12 protein-coding genes are annotated in these 19,374 nt (G+C 72.8%); 2 read left to right on the top strand and 10 right to left on the bottom strand.

Translation table 11 applies throughout. The annotated features are described in order from the left end of the window. Positions 1 to 45: 45 nt before the first annotated feature. From ACFYWM_RS19145 to ACFYWM_RS19130, 4 genes are all read right to left on the bottom strand, one after another. On the bottom strand, positions 46 to 1,461 hold the full coding sequence (locus tag ACFYWM_RS19145) for a DUF5719 family protein (RefSeq protein ID WP_389916370.1): 1,416 nt from the start codon (positions 1,459 to 1,461) through the stop codon (positions 46 to 48). Further along, positions 1,458 to 4,331: a glycosyltransferase gene (locus ACFYWM_RS19140; RefSeq protein ID WP_389916368.1), complete on the bottom strand. Its 2,874-nt coding sequence runs from the start codon at positions 4,329 to 4,331 to the stop codon at positions 1,458 to 1,460. The genes ACFYWM_RS19145 and ACFYWM_RS19140 overlap by 4 nt, the downstream gene beginning before the upstream one ends. 396 nt (positions 4,332 to 4,727) lie before the next feature. After that, positions 4,728 to 4,988: a WhiB family transcriptional regulator gene (locus ACFYWM_RS19135; RefSeq protein ID WP_037969494.1), complete on the bottom strand. Its 261-nt coding sequence runs from the start codon at positions 4,986 to 4,988 to the stop codon at positions 4,728 to 4,730. A 228-nt stretch (positions 4,989 to 5,216) separates the two neighbouring features. After that, complete coding sequence (locus ACFYWM_RS19130; protein WP_389916366.1) at positions 5,217 to 7,673, bottom strand: hypothetical protein; 2,457 nt, start codon at positions 7,671 to 7,673, stop codon at positions 5,217 to 5,219. Between the two features lie 251 nt (positions 7,674 to 7,924). Here ACFYWM_RS19130 and cofD point away from each other — a divergent pair, with 251 nt between their 5' ends. Then, positions 7,925 to 8,926: a 2-phospho-L-lactate transferase gene (gene cofD / locus ACFYWM_RS19125; protein WP_389916364.1), complete on the top strand. Its 1,002-nt coding sequence runs from the start codon at positions 7,925 to 7,927 to the stop codon at positions 8,924 to 8,926. Beyond that, positions 8,923 to 10,242: a coenzyme F420-0:L-glutamate ligase gene (locus tag ACFYWM_RS19120; RefSeq protein ID WP_389916362.1), complete on the top strand. Its 1,320-nt coding sequence runs from the start codon at positions 8,923 to 8,925 to the stop codon at positions 10,240 to 10,242. The genes cofD and ACFYWM_RS19120 overlap by 4 nt, the downstream gene beginning before the upstream one ends. 36 nt (positions 10,243 to 10,278) lie before the next feature. On the opposite strand, the gene ACFYWM_RS19115 is transcribed toward ACFYWM_RS19120, so the two are convergent. The 6 genes from ACFYWM_RS19115 to ACFYWM_RS19090 form a co-directional block, all read right to left on the bottom strand. Further along, complete coding sequence (locus ACFYWM_RS19115; protein WP_389916360.1) at positions 10,279 to 11,139, bottom strand: tetratricopeptide repeat protein; 861 nt, start codon at positions 11,137 to 11,139, stop codon at positions 10,279 to 10,281. A 95-nt stretch (positions 11,140 to 11,234) separates the two neighbouring features. After that, on the bottom strand, positions 11,235 to 12,965 hold the full coding sequence (locus tag ACFYWM_RS19110) for a substrate-binding and VWA domain-containing protein (protein WP_389916358.1): 1,731 nt from the start codon (positions 12,963 to 12,965) through the stop codon (positions 11,235 to 11,237). A gap of 148 nt (positions 12,966 to 13,113) precedes the next feature. Then, complete coding sequence (locus ACFYWM_RS19105; protein ID WP_389916356.1) at positions 13,114 to 15,723, bottom strand: bifunctional FO biosynthesis protein CofGH; 2,610 nt, start codon at positions 15,721 to 15,723, stop codon at positions 13,114 to 13,116. Between the two features lie 419 nt (positions 15,724 to 16,142). Further along, positions 16,143 to 17,039: a DNA-3-methyladenine glycosylase family protein gene (locus tag ACFYWM_RS19100; protein ID WP_389916354.1), complete on the bottom strand. Its 897-nt coding sequence runs from the start codon at positions 17,037 to 17,039 to the stop codon at positions 16,143 to 16,145. A gap of 23 nt (positions 17,040 to 17,062) precedes the next feature. Next, positions 17,063 to 18,157 (bottom strand): sugar phosphate nucleotidyltransferase, encoded by a 1,095-nt coding sequence (locus tag ACFYWM_RS19095; RefSeq protein WP_389916352.1) that lies wholly within the window; start codon positions 18,155 to 18,157, stop codon positions 17,063 to 17,065. 17 nt (positions 18,158 to 18,174) lie between these two features. Next, on the bottom strand, positions 18,175 to 19,296 hold the full coding sequence (locus ACFYWM_RS19090; protein ID WP_389916350.1) for a glycosyltransferase family 4 protein: 1,122 nt from the start codon (positions 19,294 to 19,296) through the stop codon (positions 18,175 to 18,177). Positions 19,297 to 19,374 lie beyond the last annotated feature (78 nt).

The following is a 19,374-nucleotide window of genomic DNA, read 5'->3' as shown; positions in this document are numbered from 1 at the left end:
GGACGACCCCGCCGTTCCTCAACCGGGGACGGCTTTGCCGCTCCCTCAGGGCAGGACGGTCGCGGCGGACTCGGCGATCGGCGGGACCAGCGCCCACAGGCGCGCGGGGGCGAGCGGCTGCACGGTCAGCGCCAGGCCGCCCTTCAGCCGCTCGTCCATGACGCGCCCGCCGTAGACCGGTCCCGAGCCGGGCAGCGGTTGCACGACCACCGCGAAGGGCCCGTCCACCTTCTTGAGCGTGACCTGCTTGGTCCGCGAGGCGGAGATCTCCACCTGGAACGGCTCGTGCGGCTCGCCCTCGCGCGGGACCACCTGAACGCTCACCGCGCCCGCCGCGTCCGGCGCGGTCAGCAGCAGCCGGGAACTCGCCTTGCCGCCCGCCCGGTTGTCGGCGACGACGCTGCCCAGGTCGAGGGGGACCGCTCCGGCGGTGAAGGCCACGTCGGTCTTCGAACCGGTGCCGGTGGCGACGAGCCCGGCGACGATCGGGGTCTCCGAGGTGAGCACCAGCGCGGACGGCTGTCCGCCGATCCCGGCGGACAGGTCGAGGGAGGCGACGGAACCCGCGGGCACCTCGACGAGCTCGTGGCCCTGGATCGCGTAGGTCCCCTCGGGAGTGAGGGCCCTGACCTCCACCAGCGTGTCGACCTCCTCGGCGGAGGCGACGAGCAGCTCACGCCTCCCGCCGCCGCCGGGGACGCCCGGCACGACGACGCGGGTGGCGGGGGCGGCGGAGACCGGCAGCCAGTCCACGCCGCGCCCGTCGTTCATCATCGCCCGCGCCGCGGCGGCGACCCGCCCCGAGCTGGTACGGACCTGGATCGCCAGGACGAGCGCCGAGGGCGCGAGGTCCAGGACCTTGATCGTGCGGCTCTGCCCCGGCTTGAGGGTGAAGACGCCACCGGTGTCGTCGAACACCGGGCCCTCACCCGTGTAGACCATGATCTCCGCGATGGCCGGGGCGAGGTCGGCGTTGGTCAGGTACAGCGTGACGTCCGCCGCGGCCGGTCCCGGCCCGACCAGCCAGGTGCTCGCCACCGGCTCGGCACAGCGCGTCCCGGCCAGTCCCCGGTGCTTGCCCGACTTCTCCCTGCGGGTCTGCGCCACCTCCAGGCCCGCGGCCATGCTCCCGTTCGCCGCGACGACGAGCGGCGGGGACGAGGCCGGCACCTCGTCGTGCCAGAGGCGGCCGGGGACGTCGACGGTGGCCAGAGTCCTGTCCCCGGTGACGAGCGTCGCCGAGCCCGGCTCCCGGCTGCCGGGCGGGGCGACCACGCCGACGGAGGTGTCGCCGGGCGCCGGGCAGACGGCCGTCACCGAGGCGACGGGCACCTTCTCGAACCCGGGCGCGGGGGCGGTGACGGCCGGCGGCTGGGTGGCGTAGGCGACCCCGTACAGGGCGAGCAGGGCCACCAGGACCAGCACCAGCAGGCTGAACCGGTTCTCGATCAGGGATTTCACCGGGCGGCCAGCTCTCTGCGAGGCTCGGGGAGGTCCTGGGGAACGGCGGGCTCGTCGGACTCGGTCCGCGAGCCGGGCGCGGCCAGGACCGAGACGATCAGTAGCATCACGGCCTGGGCCCAGAGCCAGCGGCCGTGCCAGGGGTCGCCGGGCGGGGTCTCGGGAAGGGCGACCGGCTGGGTCAGCCGCCACACCCCGACCGCGCGGGACAGGCTCATCCTCGCCAGCGAGGGCTGCGAGTCGAGCGCGTGGCTGATCTCCGGGTCGACGGGCGCGGTCACCACGACGAACCGCACGCCGTGGGCGGCGAGGACCCGGGCGTCGTCACCGCCCCTGCCCGACACCAGCCCGGCCGCGGCGACCCGGACCAGCTCCCGGGGACCGTCGGGGACGGGGATGTCGGCCTCGCCGATCACCGGGGTGCGTCCGCGCAGCACGGTGAACAGCAGGCCGCCCGGCGAGGCGCGCAGCAGCAGGGTCCGCTCGCCGGCCGCGGAGTTCTCCGCGGCGAGGGCGGGCACGACGTCGCGTACGGTGCCGCGGAGGGGGCCGTCCACGCCCTTGGCGATCCACATGCCCGCCGCGAGCAACGGCGTGGAGAACGCGACCAGCACGACGCCGAACGCGGCGACCCGGCGCAGCCCCCCGGCCGCCCGGAACTCCACGATCCGGTCTGCGGTGAGGGCGGCCACCACGAGCATGCCGGTGGCGGCGAAGGCGAGCGGCACGCCCGGCCAGGCGGGGGCCTCGACGTCGCCGTTGATCGAGGTGACGGTGGTCCTGCTCACCAGGATCGCCACCAGCACGCCGAAGAGCGCGACGCCCCAGCCGAGCGCGATGACCATCCGGTTGCGGCGCATCAGCAGCGCGAACAGGCAGGCGGCGAGCAGGCCGCCGGTCACCCACAGCGGCGGCATGCCGGGACCGCCGGGGCTGAGCAGCAGCAGCGACCCGGCGGGCAGCGCGGGGTCGACCAGCGCGGGCTGGTGCAGCCCGGCCTCCAGCAGCAGCCGCCCGGGGTCGGCGACCACCTGGGCGAGCCAGGGGAACAGCAGGGCCACGGGGACGGCGAACGCCACGAGCATCGAGACCGCGACGCCCCTGCGCGGGAAGGCCAGCGCCGCGAGCGCGCCGAGGATGGCGGTCAGCGGGTAGACCAGCGGGGCGAAGGCCGTGCCGACGGCGAGCAGGAGTCCCAGCCCCCAGGCGGCACGGCGGGCGCGGCGCCGCTCCCCGGTGAGCACCGTGGTGGCGAGCGCCGCGTAGACGGGCAGCAGCACGAAGACCACCGCGGTGCCGAGCCGCCCCGCCGCGACCGCTCCGGTGGCGACCGGCAGGAGGGCGTACGAGGAGGCCAGCCAGACCCTGGTCCAGCGGCCGGGGATCATCGACCGGGTGGCCGCGTACGCGGAGATCCCCGCCAGCGGCACGCAGCCGAGCAGCAGCAGCGACACCGCGAGCCACGTCTTGCCGAACAGCAGCGTGGAGAGCACGGCCAGCACCGCCACGTAGGGCGGGGTCCACGCGTCGGTGCCCAGGCCCACCTGGTGGTAGCTCTCGCGGTAGAGGCTCCACAGGTCGGAGGCCCCGCCGATCACCGGGACGAGCGCCCCGCCGCCCAGCCTGGCCCCGCCCGTCACCGCGCGCTCGGCCACCAGCGTGACCACGGCGAGCGCCAGGAAGAGCAGCACGCCGGGGTTGCCGAAGACGCGCTGCATCACCCCGGCGTCGGTGAGCAGCTCCTCGCCGTCCTCCTGCGCGTCCGGCGAGGCGGCCACGGCGTGGTGGCGTCCCTCGGAGGCCACGAACCCGCCCCCGGCCAGGTAGTTCTGGGCCCGTTCGACGAGCCGCCGGTAACCGGCGCCGGACGGGGTGAGCAGCTTGCTCACCGCCGCGTACCCCTGCCTCCTGCCCTTGGCCCGCGCCCGCCGGGCTTTGATCATCCGGATGGGGTGGCCGAAGACCGAGCCGAAGGCGAGGAACTCGTCCAGCGCGTTGGCGGGCTGCTTGGCCACCAGGAACAGCACCGTGCGGAAGAACGACCCGAACGCGTTGCGCACCAGCGCCCACAGCAGCGGGCGCGCGGGCAGGTTCGCCATCACGACGAAGAGGGCGTTGCGGCGGTCGAGGCGGCGGGGGTGGTCGCCGCTGGCGGTGATGCGGCGGCGGCGCCGGGTGGCGGCCTCGGCGTGCCAGGCGATCGCCCGGGTGACGTTCTGCACGCGGTACCCGGCGGTCCTGACGCGCCAGCACAGGTCGAGGTCGTCGCGGAACAGCGGCAGCGCGGGATCGAGCCCGCCGACCTCCTCCCAGACGTCCCTGCGGATCAGCATGCCCGCCGTGGAGACCGAGAGCACGTCCCTGGTCCCGTCGTACTGCCCCTGGTCGAACTCGCGGGGCTCCAGCCCGGTGTCCCTGCGGCCGGTACGGTCGACGGTGACGCCGACCTCCAGCAGGAGCCGCCGGTCGAGCCAGTCGCGGAGCTTGGGGCCGAGCACCGCCGCCTTGGGGTCCGCGTCGGCGGCCTCGAGCAGGAGCCGCAGGGCGTGGACGTCCGGGGCGCAGTCGTCGTGCAGCAGCCAGATCCACTCCCGGCCGCCGCCGGGGCCGAGCCGGTCGAGGACCTCGGCGACGGCCTCGCCGAAACCGGTCGAGCGCGGCAGGGTGAGCACCGCCCTGGCGCCGAGGGCGCCGGTCAGCAGCGCGGCGCTGCCGTCCCTGCTGCCGTTGTCGACCCCGACGGCCCGGTCCACCGGCCGGGTCTGCCTGAGCAGGGCTTCCAGGGTCTCCCCCAGCCAGCGGGATCCGTCGTGGGACACGACGATCGCGGTGACGGTGTGCTGGGGGCGCGGGGGGTCGGTGATGGACATACGTCCCGTGTTCAGGAGTGGTGGTGATCGGCGCGACAACGATACGGCACCCTCTGTCTGCCTATGTCTTACACCTGGTCGCGCGCACGAAAAAAGGGTCACGCGACCGACGGTCACGTGACCCCATGGACATATTCGTCAAGCGCCCCGGAGAGGCGCCGCATACTTCCGCCAGACCGCTCGACCGTCTTCGGGACTCCTCCGGTGTGCCGCTACCGGTGTCTCTCGTCGGTGCCCGTCGCTGTCGACCGGTGTTCGTGTCGTTCATCGTGTTCGTCGATGTTCACGGCGTTCATAGTGTTCATAGTGTTCGTTGGCGTTCGTTCGGCGCTCGGATGTCCGATTTGTCCGGATACCGGCGCGGTCGGGCCTTCCGGCCGGCCGCTCGCGGACGGCTCAGACCGCCTCGCGCTTGATCCGGCGGCGTTCACGCTCCGACAACCCACCCCAGATTCCAAACCGCTCGTCGTGCTCGAGTGCGTACTCAAGACACTCGGCACGCACCTCGCAGGAGCGGCAAACCTTCTTGGCCTCGCGGGTGGACCCTCCCTTCTCCGGGAAGAACGCCTCCGGGTCGGTCTGCGCGCACAAGGCGCGCTCCTGCCAGCCAAGCTGCTCTTCAGCGATGCTCTCCTGTGCGATGACCAGGTCGGCCACTGCACACCTCCCTGCCGCACGCCCGCAAAATTGGAGCCCCCCTATGAACGCCTCCCCCTTACCCACCCAGAGGAAGGCGTAACAACACGTGTGTAATTACACGCGCGTGCCTGGTGTGGCGTCAAGCGGCATGCTGGTATCCGGGGAAAGACCTGCTCTCCCCGGTTGTGGGTCGTGTGCCTGCCACGACGGCAATTGCACCAGGTGATCGCTTCGACCGCCAGGGGCTCAGTGCTCTCGGCGGTCGGAACCGTACCAGGACATGTTCTGATCCTGACCGGGGCCCACCCTCTCTCTATCCGGGGTTTCCTCATCCGTGACCTGACCTGGGCGTTGTTCCGGCTTGTAGATCGCGGTGGGGTCTATCGGCTGCGAGTCCCAGGTCCTGGCGGCGGGCGCGGGACCGCCCAGCGGGTCCCCCTGGTAGGCGTTCGGATCGAACCGGAGCGTCGCCTCCGACTGCGGGTCCCACTGGTGGGACTGGTAGGGCGGCGACTGGGGGGCCTGGGAGGTCTGGGGGTTCTGGGGGTTCTGCGCGGGCTGGGGTGCCTGAGGGGTCGTCTGCGGCGTCTGCGGAGTCTGCGGGTGCCCGAACGGGCTCTCGTAGCTCGACGAGCCGAACTCGGGGACGTGCGGCTGCGGCTCGGTGCCGCCCTGCTGGGCCTGCTGCTGGTAGCTCTCGGCCTGCTGGTAGGCCTGCGCCATCTGCTGGGACCTGAGGTCCACCGGGTCGGGCGCGGGGTAGGCCGGGCCCTGCTCGGCCTGGCGGCCGAACTCCGCGCCCGAGTAGCCGCTGAACGGCTGGCCGTAGTTCTCCGGCGGCTGCGGGAAGGACTGCGACGGCTGGCCGTCGAACGACGGGCGGGGCTGGGCGTCGAGCGGCCGTCCCTGGCGCCCGTCGGCCGGCGGCTCGGGCTGGTGGCCGTACCCGGGCGACTGCGGCTCCTGCTGCCCGAAGCCCTGGGCGTCGGATCGCTGGTAGCTCTGGGAGTCGGGCTGCGGGTACTCCGGCTGTTCGGGCTTGCGCCGGGAGCCCGACGGCTGCGACTCCTGCCCGTACGCCGGGGGAACCGACGAAACCGGGGAGACCGGCGGAACCTGGGAGACCGGAGGCTCGGCCTGCTGGCCGAAGAGCGGGTCGATCTGCCCCGGGGAACCCGGGGACGCGCTCTGCCCGTAGTCGGACTGCGACCGGTCCGAGCGCTGGCCGTACGCGGAGGAGTCGGGCTGCCCGTAGGAGGACTCCGAATACTGGGAGTAGCTCGGCAGCTGGGGGCTGGAGTGCCGCCCGGAACCCGACGACTGCGACTCCTGCCCGTAGGCCGGGGCAGCCGGGGAAGTCGAGGAGGCCGGGGGAACCGGGGAGACCGGAGGCTCGGCCTGCTGGCCGAACCCCTGCGGGTCAGGCTGCCCGTACGACTCCTGCTGCCCGTACGAAGGCTCGGACTGGCCGTACGACGAGTCGGGCTGGCCGTAGGACGAGTCGGGCTGCCCGTAGGACGGGGAGTCCGGGAACTGAGGGTAGCTCGGCAGCCGGGGTTCCGTCTGGGCCTGCGGTTCCACCGGGGCCGCGTAGACCGGCGGGTCGTAGGCCGCGGCCGGCGGGTCGTACGGCTTGGCCGGGGCCGGGGGCTGGACGTCAGCCGCGACGTACGGGCTCGGGGTGTAGCTCGCGGCCGGGGTGGCGGGCTGCTGCGCCTGCGGGTAACCCTGCGGCTCCGGCTGCGCGTACCCCTGCTGCCCCTGTCCCTGGGACTCCGGCTGCGAGTAAGGGGCCTGGGAAGCGTAGGGCTGGTTCTCGGCGGGCGGCGCGTAGGGAGCCTGGGAGTGGTCACCGGTCTGCGGCGCGGGCTGCGCGTGGGAGGGTGCCTGCTGGCCGTACCCCTCCGGGGCTCCGGCGGAGCCGTGCGCGGGCGCGGGCGGGAGCGCGGGGCGGTTGTAAGGGGGCTGCGGGGCCGGGACGGGCGGAGCCTCCTGCGGGTAGCCGTGGCCACCCTGCGGGCCCTGCTCCTGCGCGTGCTGAACGCCCTGCTGGGGCATCTGCCCCTGAGGACCCTGAGGACCCTGCCCCTGAGGACCCTGGAAGCCCTGGACACCGGGGCCCTGCGGCCCCTGCGGGTGGGGGTACGCGCCCTGCTGCCCCTGGGGGTGCTCCTGGAAGGGGGCCTGCCCCTGCGGGGGGACGGGCTGCTGGCCGTAGGCGTACCGCTGGTCCTGCCGCTGCTCGGGGAAGCGGCCGAAGCCGCCGTCGCGCGGGGTCGCGGGGACCGCCTTCGGCAGCACGTACAGCAGCGCGACCGCGCTCAGCGCGAGGGTGGGCAGGTACATGAGAAGGAACTCGACCTTCCCCAGGAACCCCTCCACCCCGCCGAACAGCCCGCCGAACACGCAGATCAGGCCGAACAGCACGGAGAGCCCGAGCGTGCCGGTCACCACCAGGGCCATCGTCCTCAGCCGCTGGATCACCGGGCCGAGGTTGGTCGCCAGCAGCACGCCGCCGACGAGCAACGCGACGGTGACCGGCGAGGTGAGCCGTCCCATGGAGTCCGCCGCGCGCTCGGCGAAGGAGGACGATCCACCCCCCACCAGCATGCGTTCGATGCCGACGAGAACGCTCGCGGACGCGACGGCGACCATGAGCCACGCCGCCGGTTCCCGGAGCCGGACTGCCTCGACATTGATCACAACTACCCCCATAGGGTCTTTAGGTAAACCCGGGTCAGTTTTGCACATGGCTGACTTTGTTGCCGGTGGTCCCAGGAAGCCCACCAACCCCATAAGTGCTCCATCACACCCTATAAACCCACATATCGGGCGGCCAATCAGGCGATCCAGCCATCACGGACACCCGTCATAACGATCATGAAAAGACTACTGTGAACCGCCCGCGGGCACCCCGCCAACAGGCTCGGTGACCTAGTGGAACACTGGACGCCATGCGCATCGTGTCCCTCGCCGGCGGCATCGGCGGCGCCCGTTTCCTGCGGGGCCTCCTCACCGCGACCCCCGATTCCGAGATCACCGTCATCGGCAACACCGGTGACGACATCAGCCTCTACGGCCTGCGGGTCTGCCCCGACCTCGACACCGTGATGTACACGCTGGGCGGCGGCATCGACGAGGAGCAGGGCTGGGGGCGGCGGCAGGAGTCGCACGTCGTCAAGGAGGAGCTGGCCGCCTACGGCGTCGAGCCGCAGTGGTTCGGCCTCGGCGACCGCGACTTCGCCACCCACATCGTGCGCACCCAGATGCTCGACGCCGGATATCCCCTCTCCGCGGTCACCGAGGCGCTGTGCGCCCGCTGGCGGCCGGGCGTGCGCCTGATCCCGATGAGCGACGACAGGACCGAGACCCACGTGGTCATCTCCGACGAGCGGGGCCGCCGCGCCGTCCACTTCCAGGAGTGGTGGGTGCGGCTGCGCGCCTCGGTCCCGGCCGAGCAGATCATCCTGGTCGGCGCGGACCAGGCCTCCCCCGCCCCCGGCGTGCTGGAGGCCGTCGCCGCCGCCGACGTGGTCATCCTCCCGCCGTCCAACCCGGTCGTCAGCATCGGCACGATCCTGCAGATCAAGGGCATCCGCGAGGCCCTGGAGGGCAAGACCGTCGTCGGCGTCTCGCCCATCGTCGGCGGCGCCCCCGTCCGGGGCATGGCCGACGCCTGCCTGACCGCGATCGGCGTGGAGACCACCGCGCAGGCGGTCCTCGAACTGTACGGAACGCCGCTGGTCGACGGCTGGCTGGTCGCGGAGGAGGACGCCGGGGTGGCCCTCGGCGGCGTCACCGTCGAGGCCCGCCCGCTGATCATGCACGACGTCGACTCCGCCGCCGCCATCGCCCGCGCCGCCCTGGACCTCGCCGTACGGCTCGCGGGCCGGGACGCCTCCCCTCCCGCGCCGTACGAGAAGTCACCCTCGGCCCGTGAGGAGGGCGCGCGATGAGCCGGCTCAGGCGCGGCCAGGAGGAGCCCGCCGACGTCAGGGTGGAGGTCTTCGCCGTCCCCGGCATCCCCGAGGTGCGCGAGGGCGACGACGTCGGGGAGCTGATCGCCACGGCCCTGCCCGACCTGCGCGACGGCGACGTCCTCGTGGTCACCTCGAAGATCTGCAGCAAGGCCGAGGGCCGGGTGCTGCGCGACGTGACCCGCGCCGAGGCGGTCGGCGCGGAGACGCGGCGGGTGGTGGCCCGCAGGGGCGAGACCGTGATCGCCGAGACGGCGCACGGGTTCGTCATGGCCGCCGCCGGGGTCGACGCCTCCAACACCCGTCCCGGCACGGTCGTCCTGCTGCCCGCCGACCCGGACGCCTCCGCCTCGGCCGTCAGGGCTCGCGTCAGGGAGCTGCTCGGCGTGTCGGTCGGCGTGGTCGTCTCCGACACCTTCGGCCGCCCGTGGCGCAACGGCCAGACCGACATGGCCGTCGGCCTCGCGGGGGTGACCCCCGCGCTCGACTACCGGGGCATGTCCGACGACCACGGCAACGCGCTGGAGGTCACCCTGACCGCGGTCGCCGACGAGTTCGCCGCGGCCGGGGACCTGGTCAAGGGGAAGGTCGCGCAGACCCCGGTGGCGGTGATCAGAGGTCTGGCGGAGTACACCACCGAGGACGACGGGCCGGGGGTCGGCGAGCTGCTGCGCCCGTCCGCCGACGACATGTTCCGGTACGGTTCGCGCGACGTGCTCTTCGCCCGCAGGACCATCCGAGAGTTCTCCGCGGAGCCCGTGGACGGGGCCAAGGTCCGCAGGGCGGTCGACGCCGCGATCGCCGCGCCCGCCCCGCACCACACGACCCCGTGGCGGTTCGTCCTGCTGGAGTCCGCCGGGACCCGCGAGAAGCTGCTCGACGCCATGCGGGACGCCTGGATCGCCGACCTGCGGGGGGACGGCTTCTCCGAGGAGTCGATCGCCAGGCGGATCAGGCGGGGCGACGTGCTGCGCGCGGCCCCGTACCTGGCGGTGCCCTGCCTGGTGACGGACGGCTCGCACACCTACCGCGACGACCGGCGCAACGCGGCCGAGCGGGAGATGTTCGTGGTCGCGACCGGGGCGGGGGTGCAGAACTTCCTGGTCCAGCTCGCGGTGGAGGGCCTGGGCTCGGCCTGGGTGTCGTCCACCATGTTCTGCCGCGACGTGGTCCGCGAGGTCCTCGACCTGCCCGCCGGCTGGGACCCGATGGGCGCCGTCGCCATCGGCCACCCCGCCGCCCCGCCCAGGGACCGTGCCCCCAGGCAGGCGGCGGACTTCGTCGTCGTCCGCTAGGGAAGCCGCCCGGGACCCGGTCCCGGCGGGTCAGGGTCAGGCTTCGCCGTTCCCGTCGAGTTCCATCGCGCGGTTGATGTCGACCAGCGAGTCCTCGTAGCGGCCGAGGGAGCGCAGGACCTCGCCCCTGCGGATGTAGGCCCAGGTGTAGTCGGGGTCGATCTCGATCGCCCTGCTGAGGTCGGCCACCGACTCCTCGTTCCGCCCGAGCTCGTGCAGGACGGCCCCGCGGCTCGCCAGGGCGCGGTCGTTGTCGGGCTCCAGCTGGAGGGCGTGGTTGAGGTCTCCGAGCGCCTCGTCGAACGCGTCCGTCATGCGGTGCGTCTCCCCGCGCGAGACGAGCGCCCAGACGTTGTTCGGCTCCAGGCTCAGGGCGTGGGAGAAGTCCGTGAGCGCGTCCGCGTAGCGGTCCATCTGGTAGTACAGGTCGCCGCGGGCGTTGTACAGGTCGGCGTCCTCCGGGGCGAGCATGATGGCCCGCATCAGGTCGGTCTCCGCGTCGTCGTACCGTTCGAGCCCGCGGAACAGCCTCGCCCTGTCGCCGAGCAGCCACACCTGGTCCGGGGTCAGCTCCAGCGCGCGGTCGAAGTCGGCGAGGGCCTCGGCGGGCCGCCGGAGCGCCGCGTAGGCCTGGCCCCGGCTGCCGATCGCGAACGCGTACTCGGGGTCGATCTCGATCGCGCGACCGAAGTCGGCGAGGGCCTCCTCGAACCGTCCCATCCTCCGGTACAGCTCGCCCCGGTTGGCCCACGCGACGTCGTCGGCGGGGTCGAGACCGAGCACCTCGGTCAGGTCCGCGGCCGCCTCCTCGAAGCGCTCCATCTCCGTGTAGGTCTTGGCACGCTCGATGAGCAGCCTCCGCCGCTGCCCGCCGCCCCCGGAACTCGCCTCGCTCACACGCCCAGCCTCTCTCTAGATCACCAAAGATCGTAGGCGCTACGTCCTGATAAGGCACCATATTTCGTGATGTATACCTGGTCGGAGAACGACGCTCAGGCGGGGGCGCGGCAGGTGGGGTGGCACAGCCGCCTGGCGAGGGCCGACAGGAAGACGTCGATCATCTCCTCAGGGCGCCGGGCGACGTGCAGGGAGCCGTTGGTGACGGAGGTGACCTGGGTGAGGGCCGCGCGGTCGAGGTCGGTGCCGAAGGCGAGGACGACGACCTGGACCGGCGCCTCGGGATCCCACTCCTCGCGCAGCGCCCGCACCAGGTCGGCGCCGGAGATCCCCTTGCCGTCGTCCTTGCCAGCCGTGATGACGACGAGGGTGTTGTTCATGTTCTCGTCGTAGACCTCGGTCATCTCCCGGAACCCGGCGAGGATCGAGTCGTACAGGGCGCTGGGCTCCTTGGGGGCGGCGCGCAGGGTGCGGGTCAGCTCCTCCAGGCGGCCGCGCCGGACGACCTGCCCTCCGTCGGGTTCGAGGACCGGGCCGATCCGCACCCGCTCGCGCTGGTCCGGGCCCCTGGCCGAGGAGAAGTCCCACAGGCCCATGTGGGTGGAGTCGGGGAAGAGCTGCAGGCCGAGCCTGGCGGCCTCCAGGGCGACGGTGAGCCTGGTCTTCCCCTTCTGCCCGCTGATCGGTTCCGCCATGTGCCTGCCGGTGTCGGTCATGACCAGGATGTTGGTCGGCGGGGCGAGCCTGCTCCACGCCTCCAGCGCCTCGTCGATCATGGCGGGCAGGATGGTCGGGCGGGTGCGGGGCGCCTCGGTGGGGATCTCGGGGCCGGGCGAGTGCGGGCCCAGGGAGCCGTCGGGCGAGCGGAAACCCGCTCCCCGGGCCGCCTCCCGCGTCTCCGGGGAGCGCAGCCAGGCGGCGAAGGCCCGCGACCCGCTCGCCCTCGCCTCGTCGGAGGAGGTGACCACGTACGGGTAGTCGAGGTTGATCGTCCCCTCGCGGGGGTGCAGGGCGACCACCGGGTCGTCGGAGGGCAGGCGGTTGTGCGCCCACACCGCCGACTCCGGCACGATCACCACCGGCCGCTTCCAGAAGGAGCGGTCGTCGACGGCGGCGAGCAGGCTCCGGTAGTCGGGCGCCGACCCCGCCTGCGCCCAGCGGACGAACGCGGTGAGCGCCCGGTCGGCCTCGGGGCCGCTGCCGACCACGTCCCTGGCCGCCGCCACGGTGGCGATCCCGGCCCCCGCGAGCGACGGGTCGGGGACGCGGACCACGTCGGGCTCGTTCTCGTTCGGCCGGATCCGGCCGCGGGTGGTCGCGGGGAAGACCATCCGCCAGTTCATGTCGGTCCTGCCCAGGGCGAAGCGCCGGGCCAGGGACTTGCGGGTGGCGAAGACCAGGGGCGAGGTCGCCACGACGGTCTCGGTCCCGGCCAGGTCCGCGGCGCCCTGCTTGCGGGCGAGGCGGATCCAGGCCGAGGAGTCGGAGATCCACCCGTCGGGACGCCTGCTGAGCACCCCCGCGGTGCCGCCGAGCAGGGTCCGCAGCACGGTGGCGGGCGGCTGCTCGGTCACCTGCACCAGCACGCACCGGCCGTCGACGCCCGCCCCGCTCCGGTTGAACCGCCCCGCCGCCGCCATCACGGTCGGGGCGATGTCCACGGCGGCCGCGACGCCGACCAGCACCGGGTCGCGGGTCGAGCACGAGTTTCCCACCCGGCCGGTCACCAGGGCGGCACCGCCCACCAGGGCGACCGCGACCGCGACCGCCGCCATCGACAGGCGCAGGCGCGCCTGGCGCCGGCGTCGCGCGATGCCCGCGGCCACACGGTGTCGACCGGAGGAGGACAAACCCGGACCTCCCGCTACAGATGACTACACAGGAATGACGATTGTGCCAACGAACCTCTCACGAAAGGCGGACCGATGTAGAACTCGTTATAACTTCGCCGACAGCACCGACGGTGTCGGCGGTTCACGAGGGCGTCGACGGCTCCAGGGAGAGCAGCGGGAGGGCGTTGGGGCGGACGCTCCGGCAGACGCCGTCGCTCGCCCTGGCCGCGGCCACCCGCTCGGCGTCCGGCACGCCGTAGGAGGTGGTCCGCTGCCGGATCGGCCTCCCCGTCGGGGCGACCATGGCCTCGATCTCGCTGATCGTCTTGAAGGAGCCGTTCTCCGACCCGGCCATCCTGCTGATCGTCTCCTCCATCAGCGTGCCACCCAGGTCGTTCACCCCGCCCAGCAGCACCTCGCGGCAGAGCCCGTCCTGGAGCTTCACCCACGAGCACTGGATGTTGGCGATCGCGCCGTGCAGCAGGACGCGGGCCAGCGCGTGCACGGCCCGGTTCTCCCGCGCCGTCGGCCCGGGGCGGGCGATCCCGGCCAGGTAGATGGGCGCGCTGTGGTGGACGAACGGCAACAGCACGAACTCGGAGAACCCGCCGGTCTCCTCCTGGATGCGGCGGATCAGCCGGATGTGCCGCACCCAGTGCGCGTGGTTGTCGACGTGGCCGTACATCATCGTGGAGGTCGTCGGGATGCCGACCCTGTGCGCGGTGGAGATGACCTCGACCCACTCCCTGGTGGGGAGCTTGCCCTTGGTCAGCACCCAGCGGACGTCGTCGTCGAGGATCTCGGCCGCGGTGCCCGGCAGCGAGTCGACACCCGCCTCCCTCGCGGCGACCAGCCAGTCCTCGATGGACAGGTTGGTGCGGCTGGCGCCGTTGATGACCTCCATCGGCGAGAACGCGTGGACGTGCATCTCCGGCACCCTGGCCTTCACCGCCCTGGCGATGTCGAAGTACGCGGTGCCGGGCAGGTCGGGGTGGATACCGCCCTGCATGCACACCTCGGTCGCCCCGGCCTGCCACCCCTCCCAGGCGCGGTCGGCGACCTGCTCCAGCGACAGGGTGTAGGCGTCGGCGTCGGTACGGCGCTGCGCGAAGGCGCAGAAACGGCAGCCGGTGTAGCAGACGTTGGTGAAGTTGATGTTCCGGTTCACCACGTAGGTGACGTCGTCCCCGGCCGCCTCCCTGCGCAGGGCGTCGGCGATCCGGCAGAGCTCGTCCAGCGCGACGTCGTCGGCACCCACCCCGTTCTGGTCCCCGGCGAGGTCCAGCAGGACGAGCGCCTGCGCGTCGCTCAGCCCCGCCGGGTCGCTCTCGGCCTGCCTCAGCGCCTCCCGCACGTCGCCCCGCACGATCGGGGAGGCGGCGGGCAGACGCTCCCTGAGCGCCTCCCAGTCGCCGTAGACGTTGTCGAAGTCGTCGCGGCGGTCGGCGCTGCGGCCCTCGGTGTCGACGGCCGTGTGCAGGTCGACGCGGCCCACGGAGACGAAGCCGCCGTCCGGCTCCTGCCAGGGGCGGCCGGTCAGGACCGCGTCCTCGCGGGCGAGCCCGGTCTCCGGGTCCGCCAGGGCGGCCACGTGCGCGTTGAGCCTCGGGTCGAGCCAGGGCTCCCCGGCCAGCACGAACTCGGGGTAGATGGTGAGCCGCTCGCGCAGCGCGAACCCGGCGGCGGCCGTACGGGCGGCGAGGTCGTCGATCTGCGGCCAGGGACGCTCGGGGTTGACGTGGTCGGGTGTGAGCGGCGAGACGCCGCCCCAGTCGTCGATGCCCGCCCTGATCATCAGCTCGTACTCGGAGTCGACCAGGTTCGGCGGGGCCTGCACCCTCATCCTCGGCCCCATCACCAGCCGGGTCACCGCGATGGCGGCGGCCAGCTCCTGCAGGTCGGCGTCCGGCATGCCGCGCATCGCGGTGTCGGGCTTGGCGCGGAAGTTCTGGACGATGATCTCCTGGATGCCGCCGTACTCGCGCGCCACCCTGCGCAGCGCGAACAGCGACTCGGCGCGGTCCTCGACCGTCTCCCCGATGCCGATGAGGATGCCGCTGGTGAACGGCACGTTCGTCCGCCCGGCGTCCTCCAGCACGCGCAGCCGCACCGCGGGGTCCTTGTCGGGCGAGCCGTAGTGCGCCTGCCCCTTCTCCTCGAACAGCCGCCGCGAGGTCGTCTCCAGCATCATGCCCATGGAGGGCGCGACCGGCTTGAGCCGCTGCAGGTCCTGCCAGGTCATCACGCCCGGGTTCAGGTGCGGCAGCAGCCCGGTCTCCTCCAGCACCCGCACGGCCATCGCGCGGACGTAGGACAGCGTGTCGTCGTAGCCGTGCGCGTCCAGCCACTCGCGGGCCTGGTGCCAGCGGTCCTCCGGGCGGTCTCCCAGGGTGAACAGCGCCTCCTTGCACCCCATCGCCGCGCCCTGCCTGGCGATCTCCAGCACCTCGTCGGGGCTCAGGAACAGGCTTTCCAGCTTGTGCGGCGCGGTGGCGAACGTGCAGTAGCCGCAGCGGTCGCGGCAGAGCCGGGTCAGGGGGATGAAGACCTTGCGGCTGTAGGTGATGATCCCTCGCCGCCCTACCGCCTCCAGGCCCGCGTCCCTCACCCTCCCGGCGTGGTCGAGGAGGATCTCCAGATGTTCGTCCCGCGCGTGCAGCAGGACGGTGGCTTCGGCGGTATCGAGAGCTTTGCCGTCGCGGGCCCTGGCCAGAGCCCGGCGCATCGCGTTGTCGGTGGGGTTAGCGCTCATGACGGCACAGTACGGCGCGCCCCGCGCCTGCGGGGCGGCGGGTGCCCGATCACGGCCCCGTCCCCGCGCCGGACAACGATCACCGGCCCCGGGACCCGCACCGAGGGGCGAGCGCCGGCCCCGGAACCCGATACTTCAGATCTTCTAAAGGATGCACTCAAGCAAGTCTCGATAGACGTAAATGCTTGCAGATGCATAAATTAGAGAGGTCAGCCGGAACCCCCGCACTCGCGGGGAACCCACCCGGATCCCCCGAGGAAACCCCTCGGACCCCACCCTCCAGGAGCCGAAAATGATCGGATTTCTCATCGCCCTCGCCGCCCTCGTCGCCGTCGCCGTCCTCGCCCCGCTGATCGGCGCCGACACGCGCGACAGCCTCGACTGGCATCGCGACGAACCGTCCCCCGACGAGGGGGCGCTCAGAACGACCGGTAGTCGCGCACGGGCATTCTCGGCCCGCGAGCGGGTGGCCGCACACCGCCCAACCCCAGCAGCCGGCTGACCCGGTGCCGGTGCCCCCGGTAGGGAGCGAGCAGCCGCAACATCCGGGCGTCGTCCACCCGCTCGCCGCTGAGCGACCAGCCGACCAGCGACGGCAGGTGGAAGTCGCCCACCGAGACGGCGTCGGCGTCGCCGTGCGAGCGCTGGCGCACCTCGGCCGACGTCCACACCCCGATCCCGGGCAGCGCCCTCAACAGCCGGTCCGCGTCGGCGCTGCCCCCGATCGCCTCCAGCTTCCCCGCGTGCAGGGCGGCGTTCGCGATCGTACGGGCCCGGACCGCCTCCGCCCCCGCGCGGTGCCAGTCCCACGACGGGATGGACCGCCACACCCCGGGCTCGGGGAAGACCCTCATCCCCTCGGGCGCGGGACCCGGCGCGGGCTCGCCGTAGCGGCCCAGCAGCCACCGCCACGCCCGCCACGCCTCGGTGGAGACCACCTTCTGCTCCAGCACGGCCGGGACCAGCGCCTCGAACACCCGCGAGGTCCTGCCGATCCTGAGCCCCGGATAGCGTCTCGCCGCGTTCCTTAGGACCTCGTGCCCGGGAACGAACCCCGACACGTCGTCCCCCGCGCCGAGCAGCTCGGGAAGCGTCTCCAGCATCCACTCCGCCCCCGGCCCCCACGCCGTGGCGGCCGCCCCGCCGTTCAGCGGGGCCACCCGCAGCGTCCCCGGCCCGTCGGGCGTGCGCGAGGTCCGCCAGAAGGCCCCGCCGGGCGCCGGCCTCAGGGTGGGGTCGCCGGTCCCGCGCCGGTGCGGGTCGAGCGCCAGCGCCAGGTCGACCGGCCGCGGCGGGCACCACTCACGTTCCCTCACGAAGGTGCCCGCGCCTCGAACGGTCAGATGTCGCTGGAGAAGCGGATCGCGAACTCGGGGAGCACGACCCCCGGCCAGACCCGGCTGCCCGCGAGCAGCTCGTTCCCCGACCCGACCACGGCGCCGTCGCCGAGGACCACGTCCCGCAGGACCGCTCCAGAGTTGACGCGCGCGCCGATGCCGACCACCGAGTCGACCACGACCGCGCCCGAGTGCACGACGCAGTCGTCCCCGAGCACGCTGCCGCTGATCTGCGCTCCCGACTCCACGATCGCGCGGGCCCCGATCACGGAACCGCCGGAGACCTTGGCCTCGGGCGAGATCATGGCGCCGGGCAGGGCGAGGAAGTCACCGGTGGGCCCCGGCAGGGCGGGCGAGGCGAGACGGCCGAGGACCAGGTCGCGGGAGCCCTTCACGAAGGCGGCGGGCGTGCCCACGTCGAGCCAGTAGGAGGCCTCGGCGTAGCCGAGCACCAGGGCGCCGTCCTCGATCAGGCCGGGGAAGGTCTCGCGCTCGACCGAGACGACCTCGCCCGCCGGGATCGTGTCGATCACCGAGCGGGTGAAGACGTAACATCCGGCGTTGATCCGGTTGGTGACCGGGTTGGGGGTCTTCTCCAGGAAGGCGGTCACCCGCCCGTCCTCGTCGGTCGGCACGCACCCGAACCGCGAGGGATCCTCCACCTCGGTCAGGTGCAGGGTCAGGGCCGCCTTCCTGGCGACGTGCGTCGCGACCTGCTCGCCGATGTCGTGGCCGGACAGGATGTCGCCGTTGAGCACCAGCACCGGGTCGTCGGGGCCGCAGGTCAGCGCCCTGGCCGCGTTGCGGATGGCCCCGCCGGTGCCGAGCGGGACCTCCTCCGTCATGTATTCGAGCGAGAGGCCGAACGCCTCGCCGTCCCCGAAGGCCTCGGAGAACATCTCCGCCCGGTAGGAGGTGGCGAACACGATGCGCCGCACGCCGAAGGCCCTCGCCCTGGCGAGCTGGTGGGCGAGGAAGGGAACCCCTGCCGTGGGCAGCAGTGGTTTCGGGGTGCCGAGCGTCAACGGACGCAGGCGCGTCCCTCGTCCGCCGACAAGGAGGATCGCCTCTAGATCGGGCAAGGGGGTCTCCATCATTCCGCGAGGTTAGCTCACTACTCGGCCGCGCGCTGGTAGGAGAGCAGGTGCGCCTCGGCCGAGGCGTCCCAGGTGAACTCCTTGGCGCGGGCGATTCCGGCCACGGACAGCGCCTCCCTTCGCTCGGGCGACGAGAGCAGCGTGCGCAGCGCCTCGGCGATGCTCTCGGCGTCCGGCTCGGTGTAGGCGACGGCGTCGCCGCCCACCTCCGGCAGCGAGGTGCGGTGGGTGGTGAGCACCGGCGCGCCGCAGGCCATCGCCTCCAGCACCGGCAGCCCGAAACCCTCGCCCCGCGAGGGGAAGGCCGCGACCACCGCCCCGCCGAGGAAACCGCACAGGTCGGCGAACGACAGGAAGCCCGGACGCAGCACCCGCACGGTCGAGGGGACCTCCTCCACCGCGGCGTCCACCTCGACGTCGCGGATCCCTCCGGCGAGCACCAGGGCGGGCGGGTCCGGGAGGTTCCCGACGGCGCGGACGAAGCCGCGGATCAGGTTTGGCACGTTCTTACGCGGCTCCAGCGGGCCCAGGAAGGCGACATACGGGGTGCCGTGCAGGCCGAGCCGGTCGGAGGCGTGCGTGATCTCGCGCTCCGACGGCGGGTGGAACAGCGCCGGGTCGACACCGTGGTAGGCGACGTCGATGCGGGTCGGGTCGGCCGAGAGGATCCTGATCAGCTCGTCCCTGGTCGCCTTGGAGGGCACGATCACCCGGGCGGCGTGCCGGACCGCGGTGCGGGTCGCGGCGCGGAAGAACGCCGCCTTGACCGCGTCGTGCTGCAGCGGCTCGGTGAAGCAGGTGAGGTCGTGGACGGTCGCCACGGTCGGCAGGCCCGAGCTCAGCGGTATCGAGTAATAAGGGGCGTGGATGACCTCGGCGCCGACCTGCTTGGCGAGGAACGGCAGGCCCGTCTGCTCCCACGTCAGGCGGGCGGCCCGGTTGGTGATCCCGTGAGGTCCCGGCACGATCCGCGCGGAGGGCGCGAGACCGGCGTATCTGGCGGCGTCGGCGCGCTGGCAGACGACCGCGAGGTCAGCGCCCGCCCTGTCCAGGGCGGCGACGAGTCCGTCGACGTACCTGATCAGCGCACCGCGATCGGCCGGAACCGCGGCCGCGTCCACGAGCACTCTCGGCGCCAAGAAGGATCGCTCCCCTCAAGATCCACAACGGGACGATCGTCCCCTTTCCCTGTTTACTCTATTGCCAGAGCTTCCCGA

Source organism: Streptosporangium sp. NPDC002721 (assembly GCF_042888905.1).
Classification (GTDB): domain Bacteria; phylum Actinomycetota; class Actinomycetes; order Streptosporangiales; family Streptosporangiaceae; genus Streptosporangium.
Note: the sequence above shows the minus strand (reverse complement) of the source record. Positions and strands in the feature narration are given on the sequence as shown.

Excerpts from the sequence above, each read along its gene's own strand:
- cofD (WP_389916364.1), top strand. The coding sequence starts at position 7,925 with ATGCGCATCGTGTCCCTCGCCGGCGGCATCGGCGGCGCCCGTTTCCTG.
- ACFYWM_RS19120 (WP_389916362.1), top strand. The coding sequence starts at position 8,923 with ATGAGCCGGCTCAGGCGCGGCCAGGAGGAGCCCGCCGACGTCAGGGTG.
- ACFYWM_RS19095 (WP_389916352.1), bottom strand. The coding sequence starts at position 18,157 with ATGATGGAGACCCCCTTGCCCGATCTAGAGGCGATCCTCCTTGTCGGC.
- ACFYWM_RS19105 (WP_389916356.1), bottom strand. The coding sequence starts at position 15,723 with ATGAGCGCTAACCCCACCGACAACGCGATGCGCCGGGCTCTGGCCAGG.
- ACFYWM_RS19140 (WP_389916368.1), bottom strand. The coding sequence starts at position 4,331 with ATGTCCATCACCGACCCCCCGCGCCCCCAGCACACCGTCACCGCGATC.